Genomic DNA, 22210 nt, shown 5'->3' on the forward strand with positions numbered 1-22210 from the left:
TCACTTGTCGACCATCAGTCACCACGGGCGGGACGGGGCACCACGATCCGGTGCCCCGTCCCCGGGTCAGTTCTTGGTCGCGTCCACCGTGCGTCCGTCGCGCAGCGCCTGGAACAGCGCCTTGGCGCCCTTGTCGTCCCACAACACGGTCGAGCCGATGTCCTTGACCATGTGGCCGGGGTTGGCGATCGGCACCGTGGTGGTGACGCCCTTGCCGCCGGACAGGCTGCCCATGTCCTTGAACAGGTCGTACAGGTCGAACAGGCCCGCGTCGTCGTCCACCGTCACCGCGCTCAGCGAGGCGTCGGCGACCGGGAAGGCGCTGAACGGGTTGAGCAGGATCCCCGCCGACTTGGCCTTCTTGGCCAGCGCGCTGAGGAACATCTGCTGGTTCTCCATCCGGGCCAGGTCGGAGCGCGCCGGGTCGTAGTAGCGCGAGCGTACGAAGGCCAGCGACTGCTCGCCGTTCAGCGTCTGGCAGCCGGCCTCCAGGTTCGCCCCGGACTTCGGGTCCTTGATCGGCCCCTTGAGGCAGATGTCCACACCGTCCATCGCGTTGACGATGTTGTTGAACCCGCCGAACCCGATCTCCGCGTAGTGGTCGAGCCGAATGCCGGTGGCCATCTCCACGGTGCGGGCGAGCAGCGGCGCGCCGCCCTTCTCGAAGGCCGCGTTCAGCTTGTTCTTCTGCGCCTTGACCGTCTTGCCGTTCTTGCTGAACGCGGGGATGTCCACGTACGAGTCGCGTGGCAGGCTGATCAGCGCGGTGCCGCCCTTGCCCTTGTGCAGCAGCATCATCGAGTCGGTGCGCTTGCCCGGGGCCTTGCCGGTGTGCAGCTTCTTGCGGTCGGTCGCGTCCAGACCCTCGCGGCTGTCCGAGCCGACGATCAGCCACGTGGTGCCCTCGATGCCCTTGGGTCGGCCCGCGTAGTTGTCCAGCACGTCCTCGTGCCGGATCTTCGAGTCGGCCCAGAAGTAGGTCACCACGCCGAACGTGAGCACGAGCGCGAGGAAGACGCCGACCCCGATGAGGATGCGCTTCTTGATGTTGACCGGACGCCGGGGGCGCGCGGGCGGGCCGGCCGGGCCGTCGGGACCACCGGGGCCGTCCGGACCACCCGGTCCGCCCGGCTCGCCCGGAGCGCGCTGCGGCGGCCCGGGCGGGGCGGCGTTCGCGTCGGCGTACGACGGCTGGGGCGGGTAGTCGTCCGCGCCGGGCGGCCCCTGCACCGGCGGCACGCCGCCCGGCCCGGCCGCGCCGGATTGCGGGCGCGGGTAGCCGTCGGGAGTCCGGGGCGGCGGCGGGTATCCGCTCGGGCTCCGCGCCGGCGGCGGTGGATAGCCGCCCGCGGCGTTCTGGCCGGGGCGGCTCGGAATCGTTCCCGGGGGAGGCTGCTGCGGCTGCTGGTCGCCATCCGCCCACCCCGGCGGCCACGTGTTCATGCCCCCGAAGCTGTCACTCGATCAGCCCCGAGGCAACCGAATGCCGAACTCGGCGACCATCTGTTCCACACTTGATGCTCACTTCTTACATGAGACCTCATCGCCGGATTTGGCAGAGTATGCCGGACCCGGCGATGCCGGGTCGGTCGAGGGCGCCTCGGTGTCGGTGCCGCCGACCCGAACCGGGGTCAGGCCCGGATACGACGAGCCCACGATCACCTCGATCGTCCGGCCCAGGCCGGTGACCTGCTCCGAGGTCGCGCCCGGCAGCGCGGCCTGCACCGTCTTGACCGAGCGGTTCCACTTGGGGTCGTAGCGGATGATCGTGCGCGTCCCGTCCGAGGCGTTGGAGCCGCGCGGCAGACCGGCCATGGCGAAGCCCGCGCCCTTGAGGTCGTCGTACGCACGGGTGGCCGCGCCCGTGGTCGGCGTGCCGTTGTACACCTGCACCGAGATGTCGCCCGGCGCCACCTCCACCGACACCGGCGAGGGCGCGGCGGCGGTGCTCGGGCTCGGCCCGTCGGCCTTCTTCTCCGGCGGCGCGATCAGGTCCTTGTCCTCGCGGATCGCCCGGAACAGGCCGGGGGCCTTGGCGTCGTCCCACAACACCGTCGAGCCCCACTCCGGGACCTGGTGGTCGATGCTCTTGAGCGGCACCTGGGCGTAGGTCACGCCCGAGTTGGACAGGTTGCGCATCTTGGTGCCCAGTTCCAGGAAGGACTGCGAGCTCATCCCCTCGTCCACCTTGATCGACCCGAGCACCGCGTCCAGCACGTTCTTGAGCTTGAGCGGGTCGGTCAGCGTGCCGGAGGAGGTCGCCTTCGCGAGCACCTGGGTGATGAACTTCTGCTGGCGCTGGGTGCGGCCGATGTCACCGGTCGGGTCGCTGGCGATGTAGCGGGCACGGACGAACTGCAGCGCCTTGACCCCGTCCAGCTTGCTGGTGCCGGCGGGCAGGTCCAGGCCCGACTTGGGGTCGCGCAGCGCCTTGGGCGTACACATCTCGATGCCGCCGAGGGTGTCCACGACGCTGACGAAGGAGACGAAGTTGACCTCGATGTAGTGGTCGATCCGGATCCCGGTGGCCTTCTCCACGGTGGCCACGGTCAGCGACGGGCCGCCGAGGGTGTACGCGGCGTTGATCTTGCCCTTGGACGGGCCCCGCTGCTGCCCGGTGGTCTTGTCCTTGTGCGCGGGGAAGTCCACGTAGCTGTCGCGCGGCAGGCTGGTGATGGTGGCCCGGTCCCGCTTGCCGTTGAGGTGCACGATCATGATCGTGTCGGTGCAGTCGCAGGACTCGCCGCCCGCGTGCAGCTTGTTCAGCGTCTCCCTGGGGATGCCCTCGCGATTGTCGGAGCCGACGATCAGGAAGTTCAGGTCCTTGCCGGATCCCGTGTCCGGACGGTCCGTCAGACCCTTGAACGGGTCTATCCGTTGGATCTTCCCGTCGAAGTGCTTCACCCAGGCCCAGCCGATGCCGCTGGTGGCCAGGATCGCCGCGGCCAGCGCGCCGGTGAGCAGCACCAGCCAGTTGCGGCCGACGCGCTGCCCGTTCCGGTCGCCCTGGGGGCTTCTCGCCGAGGATCGGCCGCCGGTTGTCGCCATGGGGTGCGGTGTCCCTCCTCGCGGACCGATCTCGTCCCGCCGTTCCGTTGCGCGCCGTCGCGCGCGCCGTGCGGATGTGCATCCGTACCCGCTTACACCCGAAGGACGCCTCGTCGTCCGGCCACGGTTGCGGTGGGCGTCGAACCACCGTAAAGCGGGACGGGGGGCGAACCGCAGCGGCACGCCGACGGTCGGCGCCCGCTTCCCACCCGGCCGTCGTTCGCTCGATCCCTGCTCACTCACCCGGTCGATGCCCGGCGAGGGGGCCGTTCGCAGTACGCTCCGAGGCGATGAATCACACCGCCGACGAGCCCGCCACGCCCGAGCCTCCTGCTCGCCGGGTGGAGCCGCTTCCCGAAAAACCGCCCGTCTCCGTGATCATGCCGGTGCTCAACGAGTCCCGACACCTCGAGGAGGCCGTCGGGCGGGTGCTCGCCCAGGACTACCTCGGCGACATCGAGGTGGTGATCGCGCTCGGTCCGTCCACGGACGACACCGACGCCATCGCCGCCCGACTGGTCGCGAACGACTCCCGCGTGCGCACCGTGCCCAACCCCTCCGGCCGCACCCCCAGTGCGCTCAACGCCGCGATCCGTGCGTCGAGCCACCCCGTGATCGTGCGGGTGGACGGCCACGGGATCCTGCCGCCCGGCTACATCTCCACCGCCGTGCGACTGCTCGCCGAGACCGGCGCGGCCAACGTCGGCGGGCTGATGCACGCCGAGGGCACCACGCCGTACGAGGAGGCCGTCGCGCGGGCGATGACCTCCAAGCTCGGCGTCGGCAACGCGCGCTTCCACACCGGCGGCGGCGCGGGTCCCTCCGACACCGTCTACCTCGGCGTCTTCCGCCGTGAGGTGCTGGAGGAACTGGGCGGCTACAACGAGGAGTTCGAGCGGGCCCAGGACTGGGAGCTGAACTATCGGATCCGGCAGGCCGGCTATCTGATCTGGTTCTCCCCCGAGTTGGAGGTCTCGTATCGGCCCCGGCCGACCACCAAGGCGCTGGCGAAGCAGTACTTCCATTACGGCCGTTGGCGTCGGGTGGTCACCCGCCATCACGAGGGTTCGGTCAACCTGCGCTACCTGGCCCCGCCGGCCGCGCTCGCCGCGGTGGCCGCCGGGACCGTGGTGGGCCTGTCCGGGCGCAAGGTCGGCTGGCTGGTGCCGGGCGGGTACGCGATGGGCATCCTCGCCGGCGCCGCGTGGGAGGGCCGCGACCTGCGCCCGAACGCGCTGGTCCGGCTGCCCGGGGTACTCGCGACGATGCACGGGTCGTGGGGCGCGGGCTTTTTGACCAGCCCGAAGAGCCTGGCCGAGCGGGTCGAGGCGGGTACGGAACGAGGCGCCGGGGAGTCCGACTGAGGACACCCCGCGCACGTCGCGTCGGCCCGGGTCGCCCGTGTGTGCGGCCCGGGCCGACGCGTATCCGTGCGCGCGGTGCGCCCGCCTCCCGATCCGACGCGCCGTGCCCCCCGGTGGAAACCGGGTCCTTTCGGTAAAGCCAAGTAACGTGGCGGCGCTGGTCACCGCTCGTCCCCGGTGACAGTCTGTGAACAGTCGGCACGGCCTTGGGAGACGACGGCGATGAGCGACAGGGACTCGGCTGTGGCCGCGGGTGTGGCGATTCCGGATGCCCGGCGGGCCGCGGAGGACCGTGGATTCACCCCACCCGAGCGGCTGCGACGGGTCGTCGTCACCCACACGGACGCGGGCGCGCAGATGCCGCACGATCCGGTCGAGGGCATGTACACGCTGCACGTGGCACCGGCCGAGACGGTCGCGGTGACCACCTCCGTCGAGGTCTCCGAGACCGGTGTGGTGCGGTCGCTGCGGGTGCCGGTCGACCCGGCCCGGACCGCCGAACTGGCCGCGGCACGGGCCGCGGTCGAGGCGCTGGACGGCGGCGGGGTGATCCGCGGCCTGCGCCGGATGATGGCCCAGCGCGACCTGGACGCGATCCGCAACCGGCACCGCGCCGAGGTCGAGCGCGACGCGACGGCGTGGGCGGCGCGCTGCGCCCGGGCGTACGAGCCGTACGTGCGCGCGTTCGCGGCCGACGCGGTGCCGGCCCCGACGCCCTCCCCCGTGCTCGGGATCGGGCCGACCAACACCGCCGGGCAGGGCCACGCCTGGGCCCGCGCGGTGGAGCGGCACCTGCCCGGGGTGCGCGCCGAGTCGGCCGCGCTCGCCTCGGCGAACACCCTCGGTCACCCCACCGATCGGGCGATCGGCACCGACGACTGGTTGTCCACCCGCTGGCAGCTGGGCCGGCTCGCCGAGGTCCTGGACCGCTATACGCATGTGCTCGCCGAGTGCGGGATGCCCGCGTTCGGCCGGCTCGGCGGCTCCTGGGTGGACACCGACCTGGCCGAGTTGCGCGCGGCCGGGATCGCGCTCGGGCTGGTGCTGTACGGCTCGGAGGTGCGCGACCCGGCGGCGCACCGGGCCCGCGTCGAGTTCTCCCCGTTCGACCCGCGCTACGAGCTGACCCACGCGCTCCAGGCCAAGGTGGACCGGCTGTTGCCGATCCTGCGCGGCCTGGAGGTGCCGACGTTCGTGGCCACGCCCGACCTGATCGCCGACGTGCCGGACGCGGTGTGGCTGCCCGCCGCGCTCGACCCGGCGGACTGGCACACGGAGACTCCGGTGCTCACCCGCGAACGGCCGGTCGTGGTGCACGTGATGGCCGGCCCCTTCCTGCGCGGCACCGCGCGGATCGAGCCGACACTGCACCGACTGCACGACATCGGCCTGATCGAATACCGCCGAATCCTGAACCGGCCCGCCGCCGAACTCCCGGCACTGTTCGCCGACGCCGACATCGTGCTCGACCAATTCGCCTGCGGCTCCTACGGGATGACGTCGTGTCAGGGCATGGCCGCCGGCCGACTGACGATCTGCTACCTCCACGAGTCGGCGACCGCGCACCTGCCGGCCGACCTGCCGATCCGCGCCGCCGACCCCGACTCGCTCGCCGAGGTCCTGGAGGAGATCGCCGCCGAGCCCGACGCGGCGCGCGAGGTGGCCGCGCGGGGACCGGCCTACGTGGCCGAACACCACGACGGCCGGCGCTCGGCCCGGATCCTCGCCGATTTCCTGGGCGTCGCGGCCGAGTGAGCCCGTTCCCGGGCGCGGCGACCCGGGCGGGCTATAGCGTTCGGGAATGGCAATCGACCCGAGCGCGGACGTGGACGAGTCGGCGAGCATCGGCGAGGGCACCCGTGTGTGGCACCTCGCCCAGATCCGGGAGGACGCCGTCCTGGGCCCGAACTGCGTGATCGGGCGCGGCGCGTACATCGGCCCCGCGGTGCGCGTCGGGGCCAACGTCAAGGTGCAAAACCACGCGCTGGTATACGAGCCGGCCGTCCTGGAGGACGGCGTCTTCATCGGCCCGGCGGTGGTGCTGACCAACGACCTCTATCCGCGCGCGGTCACCCCCGACGGCCGGATCAAGGGCGAACAGGACTGGCACGCACAGGGCGTGACGGTCCGTCAGGGCGCCGCCGTGGGCGCCAGGAGTGTGGTCGTCGCGGGCGTCACGATCGGCCGCTGGGCCCTGATCGCGGCGGGCGCCGTGGTCCACCGCGACGTCCCCGACTACGCCCTGATGGCCGGCGTACCGGCCCGCCGCATCAAGTGGGTGGGCCGCGCGGGTGTGCCGCTGACCCCGACCGGCGACGGTTCGTGGCGCTGCCCGGAGACGGGCGACCTGTTCACGGAGCGGGACGGCGAGCTGACGCCGGCGGCGACCGCGACGGCGACGGAGCCCGCGCGAACCTGAGTCGAAGCGGGCGACATGCCGCGACCGGAGCAGGGTGATTGTCCGGTTCGTGCGGGTATCTCACGCTGGGGTGGTGAGACCAGCACGCGCGGCCTCGGTCTTTTGGGACCCGGCCCCCGGTGAGGGGTGGGAGGACTGAGCATGGCCGGCTTTCCCTTCGTCGGACGCACCGAGGTGTTGGCCGAGGTGGACTCGGCGCTGGCCGATGCCCGCACAGGCCGCGGCGGTGTGGTCGCGCTGACCGGGGCGGCGGGGGCGGGCAAGACCAGGACCGCCGAGGAGGTCGCACGGCGGGCGCGGGGGTTCCGGGTCCTGTGGGTGAGCTGTCCGCCCGAGACGGCCTCCGCCCCGTTGCGCCCGTGGTCGGCGGTGGCTCGGGAGCTGGTCACGGGCGACGCGGCGGGTGCCCGCCTGGCCGCGACGCTGCCGGCCCTGCGCGCACTGGTGTCCGGCCGCACGGGAGGCGATACCCGCGGCGCGCACGGGAGCGCACCCGAGGCGGCCCGGTTCCGGCTGGCCGGGGATGTCGCCCGGCTGATCCGAACGGGCGCCGCGAGCGCCCCACTCCTCCTGATCGTCGACGACGTCCACGAGGCCGACGCCTCCTCGGTCCGCCTCCTCCCGGACCTGGCGCCGAGCCTGCGCACGACGACGGCGCTCCTGCTGGTGACCCTGCGGGAGGACGAGGCATCCTGGCGCGGGCGGTCGGCGGCCCGCTCGGCACTCCTGCGCACCGCGCGCTGCCTGCCGCTGGGGCCGCTCACCGAGCCCGACGTGCGCGCGCTCGTCGAGGCCGCCGACGGCGGACGGCCCGACCCGGTCGCGGTCCGGACGCTGCACACCCGCTCCGGCGGGGACGCCTTCTTCGTCACCGAGCTGCTGCGCCACCGCGCCCCCGGACCGGTACCCACCTCGGTCCGGGACGCGGTCGGTGTCCGGTTGGCGGAGCTGCCGCCGGAGTGCGCACGCGTCCTGGGCGCGGCGGCGGCGCTCGGCGCGGATTTCGGGCTCGACGCGCTCGCCGAGGTCGCGCGGGTGCCGTTGGGCGAGGTGCGTACGGTCCTCGCCGAGGCGACGGCGGCCGGGCTGCTCGCCCTCGTCGAGGCCGGGTCCGGCGCGTTCCGGCACGAGCTGATGCGGGAGGCGACGTACGAGGCGTTGTCCCCGGCGGAGCGGGTCGCGTGGCACGAGCGGGCGGGGGAGGTACTGGCCGAATTCGCCGCCCGGGGTCGGGACGTCGGACCCGCCCGGGTCGCCCACCACCTGCTGCGCGCCGGCCCGGAACACGCCGAGGCGGCGGCCGGGTACGCCCGCCGGGCCGGGGACGAGGCGGCGGGCGTCTGCGCGTACGAGGACGCCGCCCAGTGGTACGAACGATGCGTCGCGGCCCTGGGAACGGTCGGCGCGGCGGACGCCCCGCTCGCCGAGGTGCTGATCGAACTGGGCGCGGCCCGCCTGGGCATGGGCGAACGCGCGGCGGCACGAGCCGACTTCCTGCGTGCCGCCGACCTGGCCCGCCGGCACGGGCGCGCCGACCTGCTCGCGCACGCCGCCCTCGGCCTCGGCAACGGCCCGGCCGGCATCGAGGTCGACCTGCTCGACCGCCCGCAGATCGACCTGCTCACCGAGGCGAGAACGATGCTGTCCGGCCGGCGAGCCGAACCAGCGTCCGGTGCCGGGGATTTCGTCGGGCACCCCGAGCTGCTCGCCGCCGTCACCGCCCGCCTGTCCGTGGCGGTCACCCTGATCGAGCCCGAGCCCGTCCGCCTGGCCCTCGCCGAGGATGCCGTGCGCCTCGCGCGGGACTGCGGTGACGCGGCCGGCCTGGGCTACGCGCTCGCCGCGGAGTGCGACGCGCTCGCGGGCCCGGCGTACTGCGCCGAGCGGCTGGCCCGGTCCGCCGAAATCATCGACACGGCCCGCCGGTTGCCCGATCCCGCACTCGAACTCCTGGGCCGCCGGCTGCGGATGGTGGCCCTGCTCGAACTCGGCAGGGTCGCCGAGGCGGACGCCGAGATGCCGGCCTTCGGCGCCGCCGAACGTGCGCTGCGACATCCGCTCTACGCCTGGTACGTCCCGCTGTGGCGCGGCATGCGGGCGCTCCTGGAGGGCCGGTTCGCCGACTGCGCGCGCTGCGTCGATCGGGTGGAGGAGCTGGGCCGCCGGGCCGGCAGCGCCAACGCCGCGCTGCTCGCGGCCACCCAACGCTGGTGTCTGCTGGCCGAGTCGGCGGACCGGACGGCCATCGCGGAGCTGATCGCCGGGCAACCACGCCTCGACGAGATCCCGGACGCGTGGGCCAAGGTGACCCTCGCGCTGGTCGCCGCGCAGCTGGGCGACACCGAACAGGCCGAACGCCGACTGGCGGCGGCCGGGCCGCTCCTCGCGGACGCGCCCCGGGACAGCGAGTGGCTGCCGATGCTCGCCCAGGCCGCCGAGACGATCGCGCTCGTCGGCCCGACCCCGTTGGCCCGGCGGTTGTACGAGTGGCTGTCGCCGTACCGGGACCTGTTCGTGGTCGAGGGCATCGGCGCCGCCGTGCGGGGCCCGGTACACCGACACCTCGGCCTGCTGGCGACCGCGCTCGGCGACAACACGGCCGCCGAACGCCACTTCGCCGCCGCCCTCGCCGCCGCCCGGGGCATCGGCGCGGCCCCGCTGGTCGCCCGGATCGCCCGGGAGGCCGGTGTCGCGCCGGGTGCGGCGGGCGCGGCGGACCGGTCGAACGTGTTCCGCCGCTCGGACCGCCTGTGGCGGCTGGTCTACGCCGATCGTGAGGTGATGCTGCCCGACAGCAAGGGCATGCACGACCTCGCCGTACTGCTGGCCCGTCCGGGCACGCCGGTGCCCGCACTCGACCTGGCCACCACCGCCGGCCCCGGCGCCGAGGCCGCTGCGCGGGCCGACGACGCGCTGCACCGCCCGGGCGACACCGGCGAGGTGATCGACGCCGCCGCACGCTCCGCGTATCGACGACGGCTGCGGGAGCTGGAGGGCGAGGCGGCCGAGGCGGACGCGGCCGGCGACGCGGAGCGTTCGGCCCGGATCGCCGTCGAACACGACGCGCTGGTCGGGCAGTTGTCCGCCGCATACGGCCTCGGCGGCCGCGTCCGCCGCGCCGGCTCGCCCGCCGAACGGGCCCGAACCGCGGTCACCGCCCGCATCCGTGCCGCCATCGACCGCATCGCCCGAGCCCACCCCTGCCTCGGCCGACACCTGGCCAACACGATCCACACCGGCACGCTGTGCGTGTACGACCCGGAACAGCCCGTCACATGGCGGCTGTGAGCGCGGCACAACAACGGCAAAACAACGGCGGGACAATCGTCGTGAGGTCCGATCGCACATCGTGCCGCCCGATCGCACGCCTTCTCCGTACGGGGGTCCCCGGACGAGGGGATCGGAACCGATCGAGGAGGACATCGTGCCCGGCATCTCGAAAGCACAGGCCGCGTTCACCCTGGACGAGCCGGTGATCGAAGGCCGCTATGCCGAACTGGACGGCTACACCGTCGGGTTCGAGACCCACAAGGCCGACGTCGACCCGGCGGCGTTGTTCGCCGGACTGCCCGACGACCGCTGTCAGAGCCCGCACTGGGGTGTGGTGCTCACCGGAAAGGTGGTCTTCCGCTACCCGGACCACGACGAGGTCTACCGGGCCGGCGACGCCTACTACGGCGCTCCGGGCCACCTGCCGCTGATCTTCGCCGGCACCGAACTGGTGGAGTTCAGCCCCACCGAGGCACTGGCCCGGACCATGGCCGTCGTCGGCCGCAACCTGGCCGCGACGAAGACGGCGCAGGCCGAAAAGTCGGAGGCGCGGTGATGAACGACAAACTCGTGGCCTGCCTGATCACCTTCCTGGAGACCGGCACTCCGCCGGAGGGCCTGTTCGACCCGGACGCCTTCTGCGACCTGACCCTGCCGCAGTGGCGGCTCCAGGCCCGAGGCATCGAGGACCTGGTCGCGCTGCGCAAGGGCGGACACCCGGCCCCGGGCACCGTCGCGCGCCACCGGGTCGACCCGACCCCGACGGGCTTCGTGATCGAGGTCGAGGAGCGCTGGGAGCAGAACGAACAGCACTGGTACTGCCGGGAGTTGATCCGGGCCGACGTCGAGGACGACACGATCGCCCGGCTCGCGGTCTACTGCACCGGCGACTGGGACGAGGCGCAACAGCGCCGGCACGCGGAGGAGGTGACGCTGCTGGAGCCGTGAGCGTGGAGCCGTGAGCGCGCAGGGTGATCCGTCGCGGGCTCCCGCGGGCTCCCGTGCGGGCCGGGCCGCCCCGCCGGCCTCGCCGACCGCCCCGCGTGCTCTCAGCGCCGCAGGAGGGCCCGCAGCGCGGCGGCGACCTCGGCGGGGGCCTCCTCCGCCATGAAGTGCCCGGTGGAGACCGTGGTGTGGGCCAGGTCGGGCGCCCAGGCCGACCACAGTGCGGCGGCGTCGAAGCCGAGGGCCGCGCCCCAGTCCTGCTGGAGCACGGCAACCGGCATCGTCAGCCGGTTGCCGGCCGCCAGGTCCGCCCGGTCGTGCTCGACGTCGATCCCGGCCGAGGCCCGGCAGTCGGCGACGATGGACGGCACCGCCTCGCGGCATGCCTTCAGATACGCGGCGCGGACGTCGGCGGGGATCGCCCCCCGGTCGAGGGTCCAGGTGTCCAGGAAGTGGCCGAAGAAGGCGTCCGGGTCGGCCGCGATCATCCGCTCCGGCAGACCCGGCGGCTGGGCCATCAGATACAGGTGGAAGCCCACGGCCGCGGTCACCCCGTGCATGACGTCCCACATGTCGAGGGTGGGCAGTACGTCGAGGGCGGCGAGATGGGTGATCCGGTCCGGGTGGTCCAGGCCGGCGCGGAACGCCACCAGCGCGCCGCGATCGTGCCCGGCCAGCGCGAACCGCTCGTGCCCCAGGGCCGCGGCGAGCGCGACCACGTCGGCGGCCATCGTGCGTTTGGCGTAGGTCGTACCGTCGGTGTCGACGGGCTTGTCGCTGGCGCCGTAGCCGCGCAGGTCGGGGCGGATCACGGTGTGGTCGGCGGCCAGGTCCGCGGCGACGTGCCGCCACATCAGGTGGGTCTGCGGGAAGCCGTGCAGGAGCACGATCGCGGGGCCCGAGCCGGAGACGGCGGCGTGCAGGGCGACCCCGTCCGCGACGGTGATCCGGTGGTGGCGGTCGGGGGCGGTGTCGGGTGCCATGGGTGGCCTCTTCTCCTCGTGTCTTCTTCGTCGAGTCCTCGTCGAAGGGGTGCCTCCCACCCTCGCCGCAGCGGATGAGCATCGGATGAGCGCGCGCTAGCGTGGCCCGGAGCGGGCCCGGAACGGGGCCTGGAACGGGCCCGGAGCGGGCCCGGAGCGGGACTCCGGCAGGGACGAAAGGGCTGGTCATGGCGGCGGGCATCACGTTCGGGGTGCTCGGTCCCGTGGTCGCCTGGGACGCCGCCGGCGACCTCGTCGCCCTGAAGGGACCCCGGCACCGCGCGGTGCTCGCGCGGCTGCTCGTGGACCGGGGGCGCGTGGTGCCGGTGGCCCGGCTGGTCGAGGACCTGTGGGCGGATCCGCCCGAGGACGCGGTCGGTGCGGTACGCACGTTCGTGTCCGCGCTGCGGCGGGCCGTCGAACCGGATCGGCCGCCGCGTGCTCCGGGCCGGTTGCTGGTCACGGCGGGGCCGGGCTATGTGCTGCGCGCGGATCGGGACGCGGTCGACGGCGGGCGTTTCGAACACATGCTGGGCGCCGCCGACGCGCTGCCCCCGAGTGAGGCGCTGCCCCGGCTGACGGCGGCGCTGGAGTGCTGGCGCGGGCCCGCGTACGCCGATTTCGCCGGCGAGCGGTGGGCCCGGGCCGAGCGGGCCCGGCTCGGTGAGCTGCGGCTGCACGCCGTGGAGCGCCGGGGGGCGGCCAGGCTGGCCGTGGGGCAGGCCGCGCGGGCGGTGGCGGAGCTGGACGGGCACGTGGCCGAGCATCCGTGGCGCGAGGAGGGCTGGCGACTGCTGGCGCTCGGGCTCTATCGGGACGGGCGCCAGGGCGACGCGCTCGCGGTGTTGCGCCGGGCCCGACGGTTGTTGGTCGAGCGGCTCGGGGTGGACCCCGGGCCGGTGTTGCGGCGGCTGGAGGCGGACATCCTCGCCCAGGACGACCGGCTCGGCGCGATCGATCCGGCCGGGCGGGTGTGGGCGGAGGTCGCGGCCGAGTACGACCGTACGCTCGCCCCGGGCTCCCGGGCCCGGTTGGCATCGTCGGTGAGCCTGGCGCGCGACCTCGCCGTGGGCGGCGGAGGCGGCCTGGCGGCGGCCCGTCGGCACCGCTCGGCGACCATCGAGGCGGCCGAGGACCTGGGCGATCCGGAGCTGACCGCCCGGGTGATCGGGGCGTACGACGTCCCGGCGATCTGGACCCGCGTCGACGACCCGGAGCACGCGGCACACGTGGTCGCGGCGGCGGAGCGTACGCTCGCGGCGCTGCCGGCGGGCGAGCACGAGGCCGCGCGAGCCCGGCTGTCGGCCACGATCGCGGTGGAGTCCCGGGGTACCCGCTCGCCGCGCGCCGCACGGGCCGCCCGCGAGGCGGCGGAACTCGCCCGGCGGTTGGACGACCCGGCGCTGTCGGCGTTCGCCCTGAACGGCGTGTACATGCAGTCGTTCGAGCGGGCGGGCCTGTCCCCGCGCCGCGAGCGGATCGGCGCGGAATTGACCGAACTCGCCGAGCGGCACGGCCTGATCACCTATTCGGTCCTCGGCCGGCTGATCCGGATGCAGGGCCGCGCCGCGCTCGCCGACTTCGCCGCGGCCGAGGAACACGCGCTGGTGGTGGACCGGTTGGCCGACCGCCACGAACTGCCCCTGGCCAAGGTGTTCACGCGATGGTTCCGCGCCATGCGCCTGGCCGCGACCGGCTCGGCGGAGGAGACGGACGAGGTCGAGGCCGCCTACCGTGACGCGGCCGACCGGCTGTCCGGGGTCGGCATGCCGGGCCTCGAACACGGGCTGCTGCCCCTGGCGTTGTTGTGCCTGCGGCTGCGGCACGGCCGGCCCGCGCCATGCGACGACGGCACCGACTGGGGTCCCCACGAGCCCTGGGCCGGGCCGCTGGTGCTGCTGGCCCGAGGCGCCCGGGGCGAGGCCGCGGAGCGCCTGCGGGACGTACCGGATCCGCCGCCGGGCCTGCTGTTCGAGGCGCTGTGGTGCCTGGCCGCGCGGGCGGCGATCGGGGTGGGCGATCGGGCGGTGATGGCGCGCGCCGTCACCGCCCTCACGCCGGCGGCGGCCGAGGAGGCCGGCGCCACGAGTGGTCTGCTGACCGTCGGCCCCGTGGCGAACCACCTCCGTGACCTGGCCGATGCTCTCGGCTGAGCCCTACCGTGCGCCCTCGGGAGTCAGGACCCGCTCGGGACGCCGGGCAGGGGCGGTGGCGGCAGCAGGTCGGTTCCGTCCGCGGCGAAGCGGTGCTTGTGCAGCGTGCGCGTGCGATAACGCCTGGAATACATGGGGTTGAGGGTCCCCAGTACGAGTACGGCGAGCAGGACCCACTGCCCGGTTCGGGGTGGGAGCAGGAGTTCGGGATCCGTGAGAGCGGTGAGGCCGGGTCCGCTCAGGACCATCATGAGAACGAGCAGGCCGATGCCCTCCAGATGGCCGCAGAGGTTTCTGCGGAGGAAGTGGAAACGGCCGAGCGCGTCGTCCCGGACCCACATGCGGTAGCGGTCCGGCACCCGCTTGGCGAACAGGCGGTAGGCGAGCCAGTGGTGCAGTGGAGGGCGGTCCCGCAGCCGGGTCAGCAGCCCGCCGCGCACGATGTCCCACGCCTCGCCCGTCGACGGCCGGGACGCGCCGGGCGGGGCGGCGTCGAGCAGGGTGCCGAGGAGTTCGGCCTCCCGGGCGAGCCGGTAGCGGGGTGGGTAGGCGCGCAGCAGCAGGCGACAGTGTCTCTCGTACGTGTCGTTCATCATCCCGCCGGGTTGAAGACGAAGGGTGGGGTACCGAGCCGGCGCGCGGCTCGGTGGGCGAGTTCCGCCAGTCGTGCGGTCTCGGCGGTGAGGGCTTGGCGGCCCTCGCCGGTCAACGTGTAGTAGCGGCGGAACCGGCCGCCGACGACCTCTTCGCGGTCGAGTGCGACCAGGCCGTCGCCGGCGAGCCGGTCCAGCGCGCCGTACAGGGTTCCCGCGCCCAACTTGACTCTCTCGTCGGAGAGTTCGCGGACCGCGGTGATGATTCCGTAGCCGTACAGCGGCTCGGGGGCCAGTGCGAGCAGGATGAGGTAGCTCTGCTCTCTCAGTGGCTTCATGACCGTTATATATCGCGCGGCGATATATAACGGCAAGAGGCGTCCGGGGGGTGGTGGCACTACCCCGAGTCGGGAGGTGGCCGGTTCGTGCCGGGTGGGTGTGGGCGCGGATCCTGGATCAGGCAACCGACCCGCATTCCACAGGAGTTGACTCGTGCGTTCATCGGCACGGCACACCCGCCACCCTTCCCGACGACCCCGGCTCGGCCGGCGCGGCACGGTCTCGGCCGTGGCGGCGCTGGCCGCCGGCCTGATCGTGGCGGGGGTGGTGGCGCCGCCCGCGGCGTCGGCCGGCGGCCGGCCGGACGGCGTACAGCGGGGCCTGGACGCGCTGGTCGGCCCCGCCGGCTCGGTGGGTGCGCCGGGCGCGCTCGCGAGCGTCGAGGACCGGCACGGGCGCACCCGTACGTACACTGCGGGCGTGGGCGACATCGCCACCGGCGCGAAGGTGCCCCGGGACGGCCGGGTCCGGGTCGGCAGCAACACCAAGGCGTTCACCGCGGTGGTGGTGCTGCAACTGGTCGGCGAGGGCAGGATCCGACTGGACGAGCCGATCGAGACCTACCTGCCGGGCGTGGTGCACGGGGACGGGATCGACGGGAACGTCATCACCGTCCGGCACCTGCTCCAGCAGACCAGCGGGCTGCCCAACTACACGGAGTACAACCTGCAACTGCGCTACTACGAGCCGCGCGAGCTGGTGGACATCGCGCTGCGACACCCGGCCGACTTCGCGCCCGGCGAGAGCTGGAAGTACAGCAACACGAACTACGTACTCGCGGGCATGCTCGTCGAGAAGGTGACCAGGCATCCCATCGCCCGAGAACTCGACCAACGCGTCATCAAGCGCATCGGCCTGCGCGACACCTACTTCCCCGCCCCGCACGACAGCACCATCCGGGGTCCGCACCCCAGGGGCTACGACCGGGAGTCGCCGGGCGCGCCGCTGACCGACATCACCGAGATGGACCCGTCGTGGGCGTGGTCGGCGGGCCAGATGGTCTCCACCGACTCCGACCTGAACCGCTTCTACGGCAAGCTCCTGAAGGGCGACCTCCTCGAGCCGGCCCAACTCGCCGAGATGCGCGCCGACACCCGCCCGGCCGAGGAGACCTTCGGCCCCGGCGCCCGCTATGGGCTGGGCCTGGTCAGCAAGCCGTTGTCCTGTGGCGGCGGCGGCAGCGAACTGTACTGGGGCCACGGCGGCAGTTTCCCGGGCTACGAAACCCGGGGCGGCGCCACCGACACCGGCCGCGCGGCCAACGTGGCGGTCACCGTGCAACTCGGCGACGAGGCCGCCAGGCAGCGGGTCGACGACATCGTCACCACCGCCCTCTGCCGTCCCTGAGACGGGCCTTTCGGGTGCGTCCGACGAGTCGGGTCGACGGTGGACGTACGACTCGTCGGACGCCCCGGCGGCGTCGGAGCGGTCAGGCCGCGGCTCGGCGGCGGACGGTGCGTTCGAGGATTCCGAGGGTGGCCTTGAGCGCCGACTCGGGGACCACCGGGAAGGTCAGGCGCCGCTTCCACTCCTCGGCGAGTTCCGACCAGTCGTAGTAGGACGTCACGAGGGTGCCGCCCTCGGCCGGCTCCAACCGGTAGCCGTAGACGTGGCGGACGTGCGGTCGGATGCGGCCCTCGACGGTCCAGGCGATCTCCTCGTTCGGGACGAGCTTGGTGATCACGACCTCGACGTCGTACTTGCCCAGGGGGAAGTCGCCGAGGGCTTCCCGGTCCATGTGGACCACGAAGCGGTCGCCGGGGCGTTCCACCCGGGCGCCCTCGGCGTCGAGGAGCATTCCCGACGCGTCGATGTCCACGTGGCCCCGCGGGTCGGTCAGGACCGCGAAGACGGCTTCGGCGGAGGCGGGGACGAGGCGGGAGACCTCGACGCGTTCCACGGCCTCGTCCGGGTCGAACTCCTCCCCCTCGCCGAGAGTTCGCGCCGTGGCGGTCAGGGTCGCCCGGCCGAGGGTGTGGGTGGACATGGTGAAGCCGAGCAGGGCGGGGGTGGCGTCGACGGGGACGTCGATGGACTCGACGTCGAGGGCGTGTACGACCACGAGGTAGCGGTGCCGCCCGTGCCCGGCCGGCGGGGCGGCGCCGACGAAGCGGGCCGCACGGGCGTCGTTGGGCAGTTGGAAGGCGCCTTCGGGCAGGCCCGAGCCGGTGTCGTCGCCCGCGCCCTCGGGGAGTTCGGTGACGTGGGCGGGGATGTCGGCGACCGCCCAGTGCCAGAAACCGGATCCGGTGGGGGCGTCGGGGTCGTGGATCGTGACGGCGAAGCTCTTGGTGCCTTCCGGCGCCCCGCTCCAGGAGAGGTGCGGGGAGAGGTCCTTGCCACCGGGCATGCCGAACATGCCGGACAGCTGCGCGGGCGCCCAGGGAGCGCCGTCGGCGGCGGAGGCGCTGCTCACGGTGAACGGGGCAGCCTCGGAGGGGCGGGTGAAGGGGTTGTGGGGGTTGAGGGGGTTGTCGATGCTCATGGATCGACGATAACACGGATAATCGATTATCTGGCGGATCGTCTATAGTGAGCGATGTGACCCAGACGTTCCCCGCCTCGCCCGCACCGGCGAAACAGATGCTTTCCGAGCAGGTGCACGCCCACCTGCGGGACGCGATCATGCGCGGCGTACATGCCCCCGGCGACGCGCTCAAGCCGCAGGACCTCGCGCGGGCGCAGGGCGTGAGTCTGGCCGTCGTCCGCGAGGCGCTGGTGCGGTTGGTCGGCGAGGGGCTGGCGGACCGGCTGCCCAATCGAGGGTTCGCCGTGCCGGCCTTCTCGGATCGGCGCTGGCAGGAGATCGCCGAGGCGCGCCGGGTCGTCGAGCCGGTCGTGCTGCGCATGTCCGTCGAACGCGGCGACGTCGACTGGGAGGCACGCGTGCGCGCGACGCACCACCGACTGGCCCGGACGGAGCCGTACGACACCGAGGAGGGCGAGTACTACAGCAGCGCCTGGGCCGAGGCGCATCGCATCTTCCACCGCACGCTGCTGGAGGGTTGCGGCAATCCGGTCCTACTGGAGACGTTCGACCGGATGTGGACCGCAAGCGAGTTGGCCCGCCGCTGGTCGGCCCACCGCAACCCCGACCGCGACGGCATCGACGAACACCGCCGCCTGGAGGAGGCGGCCCTGGCCCGCGACCCCGAGGCCGCGGCGGCGATCCTGACCACCCACCTCACCCGAACCGCCGCCGACCTGACGCTGCGGGACACCTGACCCGCCTCCGACTCGGCGGCGGTCTCAGCGCCGCCCCCGGGTGAGCCGGTAGCGCCGCGGGTCCGCGATGCCGTGCAGATCCTCGGCGGTCAGGAACGGTTCGTCGCCACCCAGGAGTTGCAGCCGTCGCACCTCGCGTACCGGCCGCAGCCCGAAGGACGACTCCAACTCCAGGTCGAGCCGACCCGCCGCATCGTCGAACCACCAAGACCCGACGACCCGGCCCGCCAGGCCCGCCCGACGGTGCGTGCCGGTCAGCGCACCGGGGTCGTCCGGGCCGTTTCCCGTGGGGCCGAGTTCCAGCGTCAGGAACTCCCCGAGGCGGGCATCGCTCTCGATCGTCCAAGGTCCGGGCTCGACCACCCCGCCGGCCCCGGAACGGGCCCGGGATCGAACCCCCAACCGCCGCACGACCTCGGCAGCCACTTCCCGGCCATCACCACCGAGCGGCAACCGCTCCACGCCGCCGCCGTCCGGCGGGGCCGTCGCATCGAGCGGCCAGACCAAACACGACTTGCCGAACGAGGCGGCGTATTCACACTGCTCCCGCACATGCCGATCCTGGGCCGCACCCCGAGACCAGACCAGCACAACGAGGTCGCAGGCCCCCAACTCCTGAAGCACCGGCTCGGCGGGCAACCCGTCGGAAAGATCCCGGATCTCATCCACGGCAGTCCGCACACCCGCACCGCGCAACAGGGCATCCAGGCCGACGGCCCGATCCGCGTTCACGGGCGAGTACGCGAGGAACACCCCGACCCGGCGGCCCCGTTCGAAGCCGCCTCCCCCATCCCCAGGCGATTCAGGGCGAGTTCCGTTCTCCACGACCTAGCCCCGAAGCCCCCGAAGCAACTCACGCCACGCAGCGGGGCTGACGGCCAAGTGGCCACGGCCGCGATCCTTGGTGTCACGAACACCTGTGGACACCGGGAGCGGAGCTACCTCGACACACGACTGGTTCCCGGTCGAACCAAGCGCCTTCCGCCAGGCGTAGCCGTCGATGTTCATCGTCTCCTACTGTTCGCTACTTCGTGAGCACGCTGAGCAGTTCACCCCACGCCGCCGGGCTGATCTCCAGATGACCACGCTGCCGGTCCTTGGTGTCCCGAACGCCGGTGGAAGTCGGAAGCAGAGCCACCTCGACGCACGCGTCGTTCCCGGTTGACGCTACGGGCTTGCGCCACGCCTGGCTGGCGACGTTCATCGCCCCTCCGACCTCTACTTCTTGAGGATGCCGAGCAGTTCGGTCCACGCAGCCGGGCTGATCTCCAAGTGGCCACGCCGACGAGCCTTGGTATCACGCATACCCATAGACGTCGGCAAGGGTGCCACCTCGACACATGAGTTGTCGCCCGAGGAGTGGCTGGACTTCCGCCACGCGTACGCCCCAATGATGCTCAAAGCGCTTCCAATCTGCTCTCGATCACCCGCCGCGACTCATCGTCGGAGAGCGCTGCGGCAAGTTGATGGTCCAGGTTTCGCCGATGCCGACGAACACGCCGTTCGTCCCTGATCATCTGCGATCCGCTCTCCCACTCGGCGTGTGCAACCGGCGCGTCCGGGGCGGGCAGGTCGAGCAGAGTTACTGCCCCCAGGAACGGGTGGACCTCAGCGTCAAACGGCACGATCCTGAGGCACACATGCTTGAGTCGACTCAGATCAAGCAGGTGCTGCAACTGCTCTTGCAAGGCTACTCGCCCGCAGAAGCTTGCCGAAAGCACTGCCTCGGGAAGCGTTGCACGAACCGGGATTCCGCGCGCCGTGACGATTTCCGCACGGTGGAGTCGAACCTCCAAGAGCATTTCCGCATCGTCGGGATCCGGCACGAAAGGCGTCTGCAGCAACGTTGCCCGTGCGTAGCCCGGAGCCTGCATCGGCCCAGGAATGATGGTCGAGGCGACTTGCATCGCTGTCGCCCGGGCCTCGACGAGGATCAACTCTTCGTAGTCCCGATTCAGCACCTCGCCATACTTCACCCACCAGCGATCCGATTCCCGCTTCACGCCCAGTGCACGGTCGAGGTGCATCCGGGTCACTGGGGTCAGTGCCAAAATCTCCGCCAATACGGCCACATGATCCGGCTTGATGGGCGTCACCCCGGTCTCCAGCCGAGACTGTGTGCCTTCGGTCCAGCCCGCTTGCCGTGCCACGTGCGCCATAGGCAGGCCGGCTTCGTGGCGAAGTCGCCGCAGCTCAGCGCCTACTTGTGCCGGAGTACGCATGATGTCTCCAATCACTCGTCTCAGCCGACTTGCACGAAAAATGAAAGTCAAGGTTGAAGCAAGGTCACTTGCATGTCAGCGTAGTGCCTGTCACGAGCAATCGACTCTCTGTGATCGCAGCTGATCACGCCTGCCCGGAGTCGAACGCACTCGGTGGCAGACAAGAGGCACCGGCATGCACAACATCCGGTCAGATCCACTAACCACAACGCCCGTTCGCCCCACTCGAGGCGCATGGATCCGCGATGGTCTCAGCGGCCTCTGCGGGGTCTGCGAATCGTCCACCGCGCAAACCGTGTTCGCCCGCACGCTCGCCGGCACATCGTTCACGGCCCGCGCCGAAGACGTCCGCGTCCTCTCACCCGATGCGGCGACGGACGCGGTCTACACCCCACCCGTCACGCCAACAACCAATCTCAGCAAAGGAGTTCACATGAGCAGCCTGCCCCTGGTGCGCGAAGGCGACATCGTCGAGCACGCGCACGAGGACCAACGCGACGAGTTCCGGACCGGAAGGGTCACCCTCACCGGAGTCGGCATGGTCACCGTCGAACCCCTCGACGGCACCCCGAAGTGGACCGTCGACCGCTACGACGTCCGGCACATCGAAGAGGCAGCCCGCCGATCCGACTGACCCGCAGGTGGGCGGGTGACCGATTCCAAGCAGCGCCCGCCCACCTGCGACACCCGCAACCCCGAAGGGCAGCAATGGCATACGCACGATACCGACCACAACCACCCAACCGGCGTCCCAACCGCCAACTCCACTCACTGGTGGGATGGTTGCGCACCACGATCACGCGCAGACCCGCCCTCGCAAACGCGATCCGCTTCCTGACCCGCGCCGCGCCACCCCACCCCCTCCCCATCGACTGGCGAGCCCACCTCCCCAACCCGGCCGACCGCATCGAGTCCGGCCTCGCCCACGACTGACCACACCTTCACCCCTTCAGAACGGGGCGGAGCGGGGTCCACCCGGGGATCACCGTGCGTCCGATCCGCAAGGCCGAGAGCACCGCCGGGCGTTGCACATCGGCTGCGACGTGCCGGTGCGGGCCGGGCCAGAGTCGCCGGGGTGGGCCGCCGCCGGCGTGCGGGGCTCCAAGACCGGGGCTCCCGACGAGACGTGCGCGTCGCTCGGCGGAAAACCGGCAGGCAGCAGCGGGCAAGGAGAGGGCTCAGTCGGGTCCACCGGAGAGCCTTCCCAGGTAAGTCGACCGATTCCGATGGAAGTTGCGTCTCGTTCGGGTGGTGCCGGTCCGGGGCCGGTCAGAGTCGCCGGGTTGGCCGCCGCCGGCGTGCGGGGCTCCGCGGCCGGGGCTCCCGGCGAGATGCGCGCTTTGCTCGGCGGAAAACCGGCCGGCAGCGGCGGGCAGGGAGGCGGTGCGGTTGGGTCCGCCGGAGAGGCTTTCCGAATGGGTCGGGTGCTTTTCGGCGGGGCTTGTGTTTTGGGTGCCGACGGTGGGGGTTGGTCGGAGTCGCCGGGTTGGTCGCCGTCGGCGTGCGGGGCTCCGAGGCTCGACGCTTCCGGCGAGGCGGGTGTGTTGCTTGGCGAAAAAGCGACCGGCAGCGGCGGGCGGGGTGGGCGCTCGGGTTGGGTTCGCCGGGCGTGCGTTTCCGAGTGGGTGGGGTGTTTGCGGCGGGGGTTG

22 protein-coding genes and 1 pseudogene are annotated in these 22210 nt (G+C 72.5%); 11 read left to right on the plus strand and 12 right to left on the minus strand.

Translation table 11 applies throughout. The features are described from left to right. Nucleotides 1–66 precede the first annotated feature (66 nt). Together ACFRCG_RS36365 and ACFRCG_RS36370 are read right to left on the minus strand one after the other, a co-directional pair. Nucleotides 67–1443, minus strand: a complete 1377-nt coding sequence (locus ACFRCG_RS36365; protein ID WP_380039500.1) for an LCP family protein — start codon at nt 1441–1443, stop codon at nt 67–69. 78 nt (nt 1444–1521) lie between these two features. Beyond that, a complete protein-coding gene (locus ACFRCG_RS36370) occupies nt 1522–3048 on the minus strand; it encodes an LCP family protein (RefSeq protein ID WP_380039502.1) in 1527 nt (508 codons plus the stop codon). Between the two features lie 290 nt (nt 3049–3338). Between ACFRCG_RS36370 and ACFRCG_RS36375 the strand changes: the two genes are divergently transcribed. The 6 genes from ACFRCG_RS36375 (at nt 3339) to ACFRCG_RS36400 (ending at nt 11049) form a co-directional block, all read left to right on the plus strand. Further along, complete coding sequence (locus ACFRCG_RS36375) at nt 3339–4412, plus strand: glycosyltransferase family 2 protein (protein WP_380039504.1); 1074 nt, start codon at nt 3339–3341, stop codon at nt 4410–4412. Nucleotides 4413–4634: 222 nt separating this feature from the next. Beyond that, nucleotides 4635–6167: a glycosyltransferase gene (locus tag ACFRCG_RS36380; protein WP_380039506.1), complete on the plus strand. Its 1533-nt coding sequence runs from the start codon at nt 4635–4637 to the stop codon at nt 6165–6167. A 46-nt stretch (nt 6168–6213) separates the two neighbouring features. Further along, nucleotides 6214–6831 (plus strand): acyltransferase, encoded by a 618-nt coding sequence (locus tag ACFRCG_RS36385; RefSeq protein WP_380039508.1) that lies wholly within the window; start codon nt 6214–6216, stop codon nt 6829–6831. A gap of 141 nt (nt 6832–6972) precedes the next feature. Further along, a complete protein-coding gene (locus tag ACFRCG_RS36390) occupies nt 6973–10119 on the plus strand; it encodes an ATP-binding protein (protein ID WP_380039510.1) in 3147 nt (1048 codons plus the stop codon). Between the two features lie 136 nt (nt 10120–10255). Next, nucleotides 10256–10657 carry a hypothetical protein gene (locus ACFRCG_RS36395; RefSeq protein WP_380039512.1) on the plus strand — a complete coding sequence of 134 codons (402 nt, stop codon included), beginning with the start codon at nt 10256–10258 and terminating at the stop codon, nt 10655–10657. Continuing rightward, a complete protein-coding gene (locus ACFRCG_RS36400; protein ID WP_380039514.1) occupies nt 10657–11049 on the plus strand; it encodes a hypothetical protein in 393 nt (130 codons plus the stop codon). The genes ACFRCG_RS36395 and ACFRCG_RS36400 overlap by 1 nt, the downstream gene beginning before the upstream one ends. 101 nt (nt 11050–11150) lie before the next feature. Here the strand turns inward: ACFRCG_RS36400 and ACFRCG_RS36405 are convergent, their stop codons facing one another. Further along, on the minus strand, nt 11151–12029 hold the full coding sequence (locus tag ACFRCG_RS36405; protein ID WP_380039516.1) for an alpha/beta fold hydrolase: 879 nt from the start codon (nt 12027–12029) through the stop codon (nt 11151–11153). Nucleotides 12030–12217: 188 nt separating this feature from the next. Here ACFRCG_RS36405 and ACFRCG_RS36410 point away from each other — a divergent pair, with 188 nt between their 5' ends. Beyond that, nucleotides 12218–14182, plus strand: coding sequence for a BTAD domain-containing putative transcriptional regulator (locus tag ACFRCG_RS36410; protein WP_380039518.1), 1965 nt, complete (start codon nt 12218–12220; stop codon nt 14180–14182). 23 nt (nt 14183–14205) lie between these two features. On the opposite strand, the gene ACFRCG_RS36415 is transcribed toward ACFRCG_RS36410, so the two are convergent. Both ACFRCG_RS36415 and ACFRCG_RS36420 read right to left on the minus strand, forming a co-directional pair. Continuing rightward, nucleotides 14206–14778 carry a hypothetical protein gene (locus ACFRCG_RS36415; RefSeq protein ID WP_380039520.1) on the minus strand — a complete coding sequence of 191 codons (573 nt, stop codon included), beginning with the start codon at nt 14776–14778 and terminating at the stop codon, nt 14206–14208. After that, nucleotides 14775–15113: a PadR family transcriptional regulator gene (locus ACFRCG_RS36420; protein ID WP_379999878.1), complete on the minus strand. Its 339-nt coding sequence runs from the start codon at nt 15111–15113 to the stop codon at nt 14775–14777. The genes ACFRCG_RS36415 and ACFRCG_RS36420 overlap by 4 nt, the downstream gene beginning before the upstream one ends. A gap of 154 nt (nt 15114–15267) precedes the next feature. Between ACFRCG_RS36420 and ACFRCG_RS36425 the strand changes: the two genes are divergently transcribed. Beyond that, a complete protein-coding gene (locus ACFRCG_RS36425; protein WP_380039522.1) occupies nt 15268–16461 on the plus strand; it encodes a serine hydrolase domain-containing protein in 1194 nt (397 codons plus the stop codon). Between the two features lie 82 nt (nt 16462–16543). Here ACFRCG_RS36425 and ACFRCG_RS36430 read toward each other — a convergent pair whose 3' ends face one another. After that, entirely contained in the window at nt 16544–17014 is a 471-nt protein-coding gene (locus ACFRCG_RS36430; protein WP_380039538.1) for an SRPBCC family protein, read from the minus strand. 36 nt (nt 17015–17050) lie between these two features. After that, a pseudogene (locus ACFRCG_RS36435) lies at nt 17051–17599 on the minus strand (YbhB/YbcL family Raf kinase inhibitor-like protein); the annotation flags it as partial. A 98-nt stretch (nt 17600–17697) separates the two neighbouring features. Between ACFRCG_RS36435 and ACFRCG_RS36440 the strand changes: the two are divergent. Next, nucleotides 17698–18339, plus strand: coding sequence for a GntR family transcriptional regulator (locus ACFRCG_RS36440; RefSeq protein ID WP_380039540.1), 642 nt, complete (start codon nt 17698–17700; stop codon nt 18337–18339). Nucleotides 18340–18363: 24 nt separating this feature from the next. Here the strand turns inward: ACFRCG_RS36440 and ACFRCG_RS36445 are convergent, their stop codons facing one another. From ACFRCG_RS36445 to ACFRCG_RS36465, 5 genes are all read right to left on the minus strand, one after another. Continuing rightward, nucleotides 18364–19071: a hypothetical protein gene (locus tag ACFRCG_RS36445; RefSeq protein WP_380039524.1), complete on the minus strand. Its 708-nt coding sequence runs from the start codon at nt 19069–19071 to the stop codon at nt 18364–18366. Between the two features lie 96 nt (nt 19072–19167). Beyond that, complete coding sequence (locus ACFRCG_RS36450) at nt 19168–19347, minus strand: DUF397 domain-containing protein (RefSeq protein WP_380039526.1); 180 nt, start codon at nt 19345–19347, stop codon at nt 19168–19170. A gap of 16 nt (nt 19348–19363) precedes the next feature. Next, nucleotides 19364–19543 carry a DUF397 domain-containing protein gene (locus ACFRCG_RS36455; RefSeq protein ID WP_380039528.1) on the minus strand — a complete coding sequence of 60 codons (180 nt, stop codon included), beginning with the start codon at nt 19541–19543 and terminating at the stop codon, nt 19364–19366. A gap of 14 nt (nt 19544–19557) precedes the next feature. Continuing rightward, nucleotides 19558–19740 (minus strand): DUF397 domain-containing protein, encoded by a 183-nt coding sequence (locus ACFRCG_RS36460; RefSeq protein ID WP_380039530.1) that lies wholly within the window; start codon nt 19738–19740, stop codon nt 19558–19560. Continuing rightward, entirely contained in the window at nt 19737–20561 is an 825-nt protein-coding gene (locus tag ACFRCG_RS36465) for a helix-turn-helix domain-containing protein (protein WP_380039532.1), read from the minus strand. Before ACFRCG_RS36465 ends, ACFRCG_RS36460 begins: the two co-directional genes overlap by 4 nt. Nucleotides 20562–20994: 433 nt before the next feature. Here ACFRCG_RS36465 and ACFRCG_RS36470 point away from each other — a divergent pair, with 433 nt between their 5' ends. Then, nucleotides 20995–21195 carry a hypothetical protein gene (locus ACFRCG_RS36470; RefSeq protein WP_380039534.1) on the plus strand — a complete coding sequence of 67 codons (201 nt, stop codon included), beginning with the start codon at nt 20995–20997 and terminating at the stop codon, nt 21193–21195. 149 nt (nt 21196–21344) lie between these two features. Continuing rightward, entirely contained in the window at nt 21345–21494 is a 150-nt protein-coding gene (locus tag ACFRCG_RS36475) for a hypothetical protein (RefSeq protein WP_380039536.1), read from the plus strand. Nucleotides 21495–22210: the final 716 nt, after the last annotated feature.

The sequence above is a fragment of the Embleya sp. NPDC056575 genome (assembly GCF_042793325.1).
Taxonomy (GTDB): domain Bacteria; phylum Actinomycetota; class Actinomycetes; order Streptomycetales; family Streptomycetaceae; genus Embleya.

Bases quoted from the DNA above. Each gene is read 5' to 3' on its own strand.
- ACFRCG_RS36450 (WP_380039526.1), bottom strand. From the start codon at position 19,347: ATGAACATCGACGGCTACGCCTGGCGGAAGGCGCTTGGTTCGACCGGG.
- ACFRCG_RS36405 (WP_380039516.1), bottom strand. From the start codon at position 12,029: ATGGCACCCGACACCGCCCCCGACCGCCACCACCGGATCACCGTCGCG.
- ACFRCG_RS36465 (WP_380039532.1), bottom strand. From the start codon at position 20,561: ATGCGTACTCCGGCACAAGTAGGCGCTGAGCTGCGGCGACTTCGCCAC.
- ACFRCG_RS36400 (WP_380039514.1), top strand. From the start codon at position 10,657: ATGAACGACAAACTCGTGGCCTGCCTGATCACCTTCCTGGAGACCGGC.
- ACFRCG_RS36470 (WP_380039534.1), top strand. From the start codon at position 20,995: ATGAGCAGCCTGCCCCTGGTGCGCGAAGGCGACATCGTCGAGCACGCG.
- ACFRCG_RS36410 (WP_380039518.1), top strand. From the start codon at position 12,218: ATGGCGGCGGGCATCACGTTCGGGGTGCTCGGTCCCGTGGTCGCCTGG.
- ACFRCG_RS36455 (WP_380039528.1), bottom strand. From the start codon at position 19,543: ATGAACGTCGCCAGCCAGGCGTGGCGCAAGCCCGTAGCGTCAACCGGG.
- ACFRCG_RS36440 (WP_380039540.1), top strand. From the start codon at position 17,698: ATGCTTTCCGAGCAGGTGCACGCCCACCTGCGGGACGCGATCATGCGC.
- ACFRCG_RS36370 (WP_380039502.1), bottom strand. From the start codon at position 3,048: ATGGCGACAACCGGCGGCCGATCCTCGGCGAGAAGCCCCCAGGGCGAC.
- ACFRCG_RS36420 (WP_379999878.1), bottom strand. From the start codon at position 15,113: ATGAAGCCACTGAGAGAGCAGAGCTACCTCATCCTGCTCGCACTGGCC.
- ACFRCG_RS36390 (WP_380039510.1), top strand. From the start codon at position 6,973: ATGGCCGGCTTTCCCTTCGTCGGACGCACCGAGGTGTTGGCCGAGGTG.
- ACFRCG_RS36385 (WP_380039508.1), top strand. From the start codon at position 6,214: ATGGCAATCGACCCGAGCGCGGACGTGGACGAGTCGGCGAGCATCGGC.
- ACFRCG_RS36380 (WP_380039506.1), top strand. From the start codon at position 4,635: ATGAGCGACAGGGACTCGGCTGTGGCCGCGGGTGTGGCGATTCCGGAT.
- ACFRCG_RS36365 (WP_380039500.1), bottom strand. From the start codon at position 1,443: ATGAACACGTGGCCGCCGGGGTGGGCGGATGGCGACCAGCAGCCGCAG.
- ACFRCG_RS36375 (WP_380039504.1), top strand. From the start codon at position 3,339: ATGAATCACACCGCCGACGAGCCCGCCACGCCCGAGCCTCCTGCTCGC.
- ACFRCG_RS36415 (WP_380039520.1), bottom strand. From the start codon at position 14,778: ATGATGAACGACACGTACGAGAGACACTGTCGCCTGCTGCTGCGCGCC.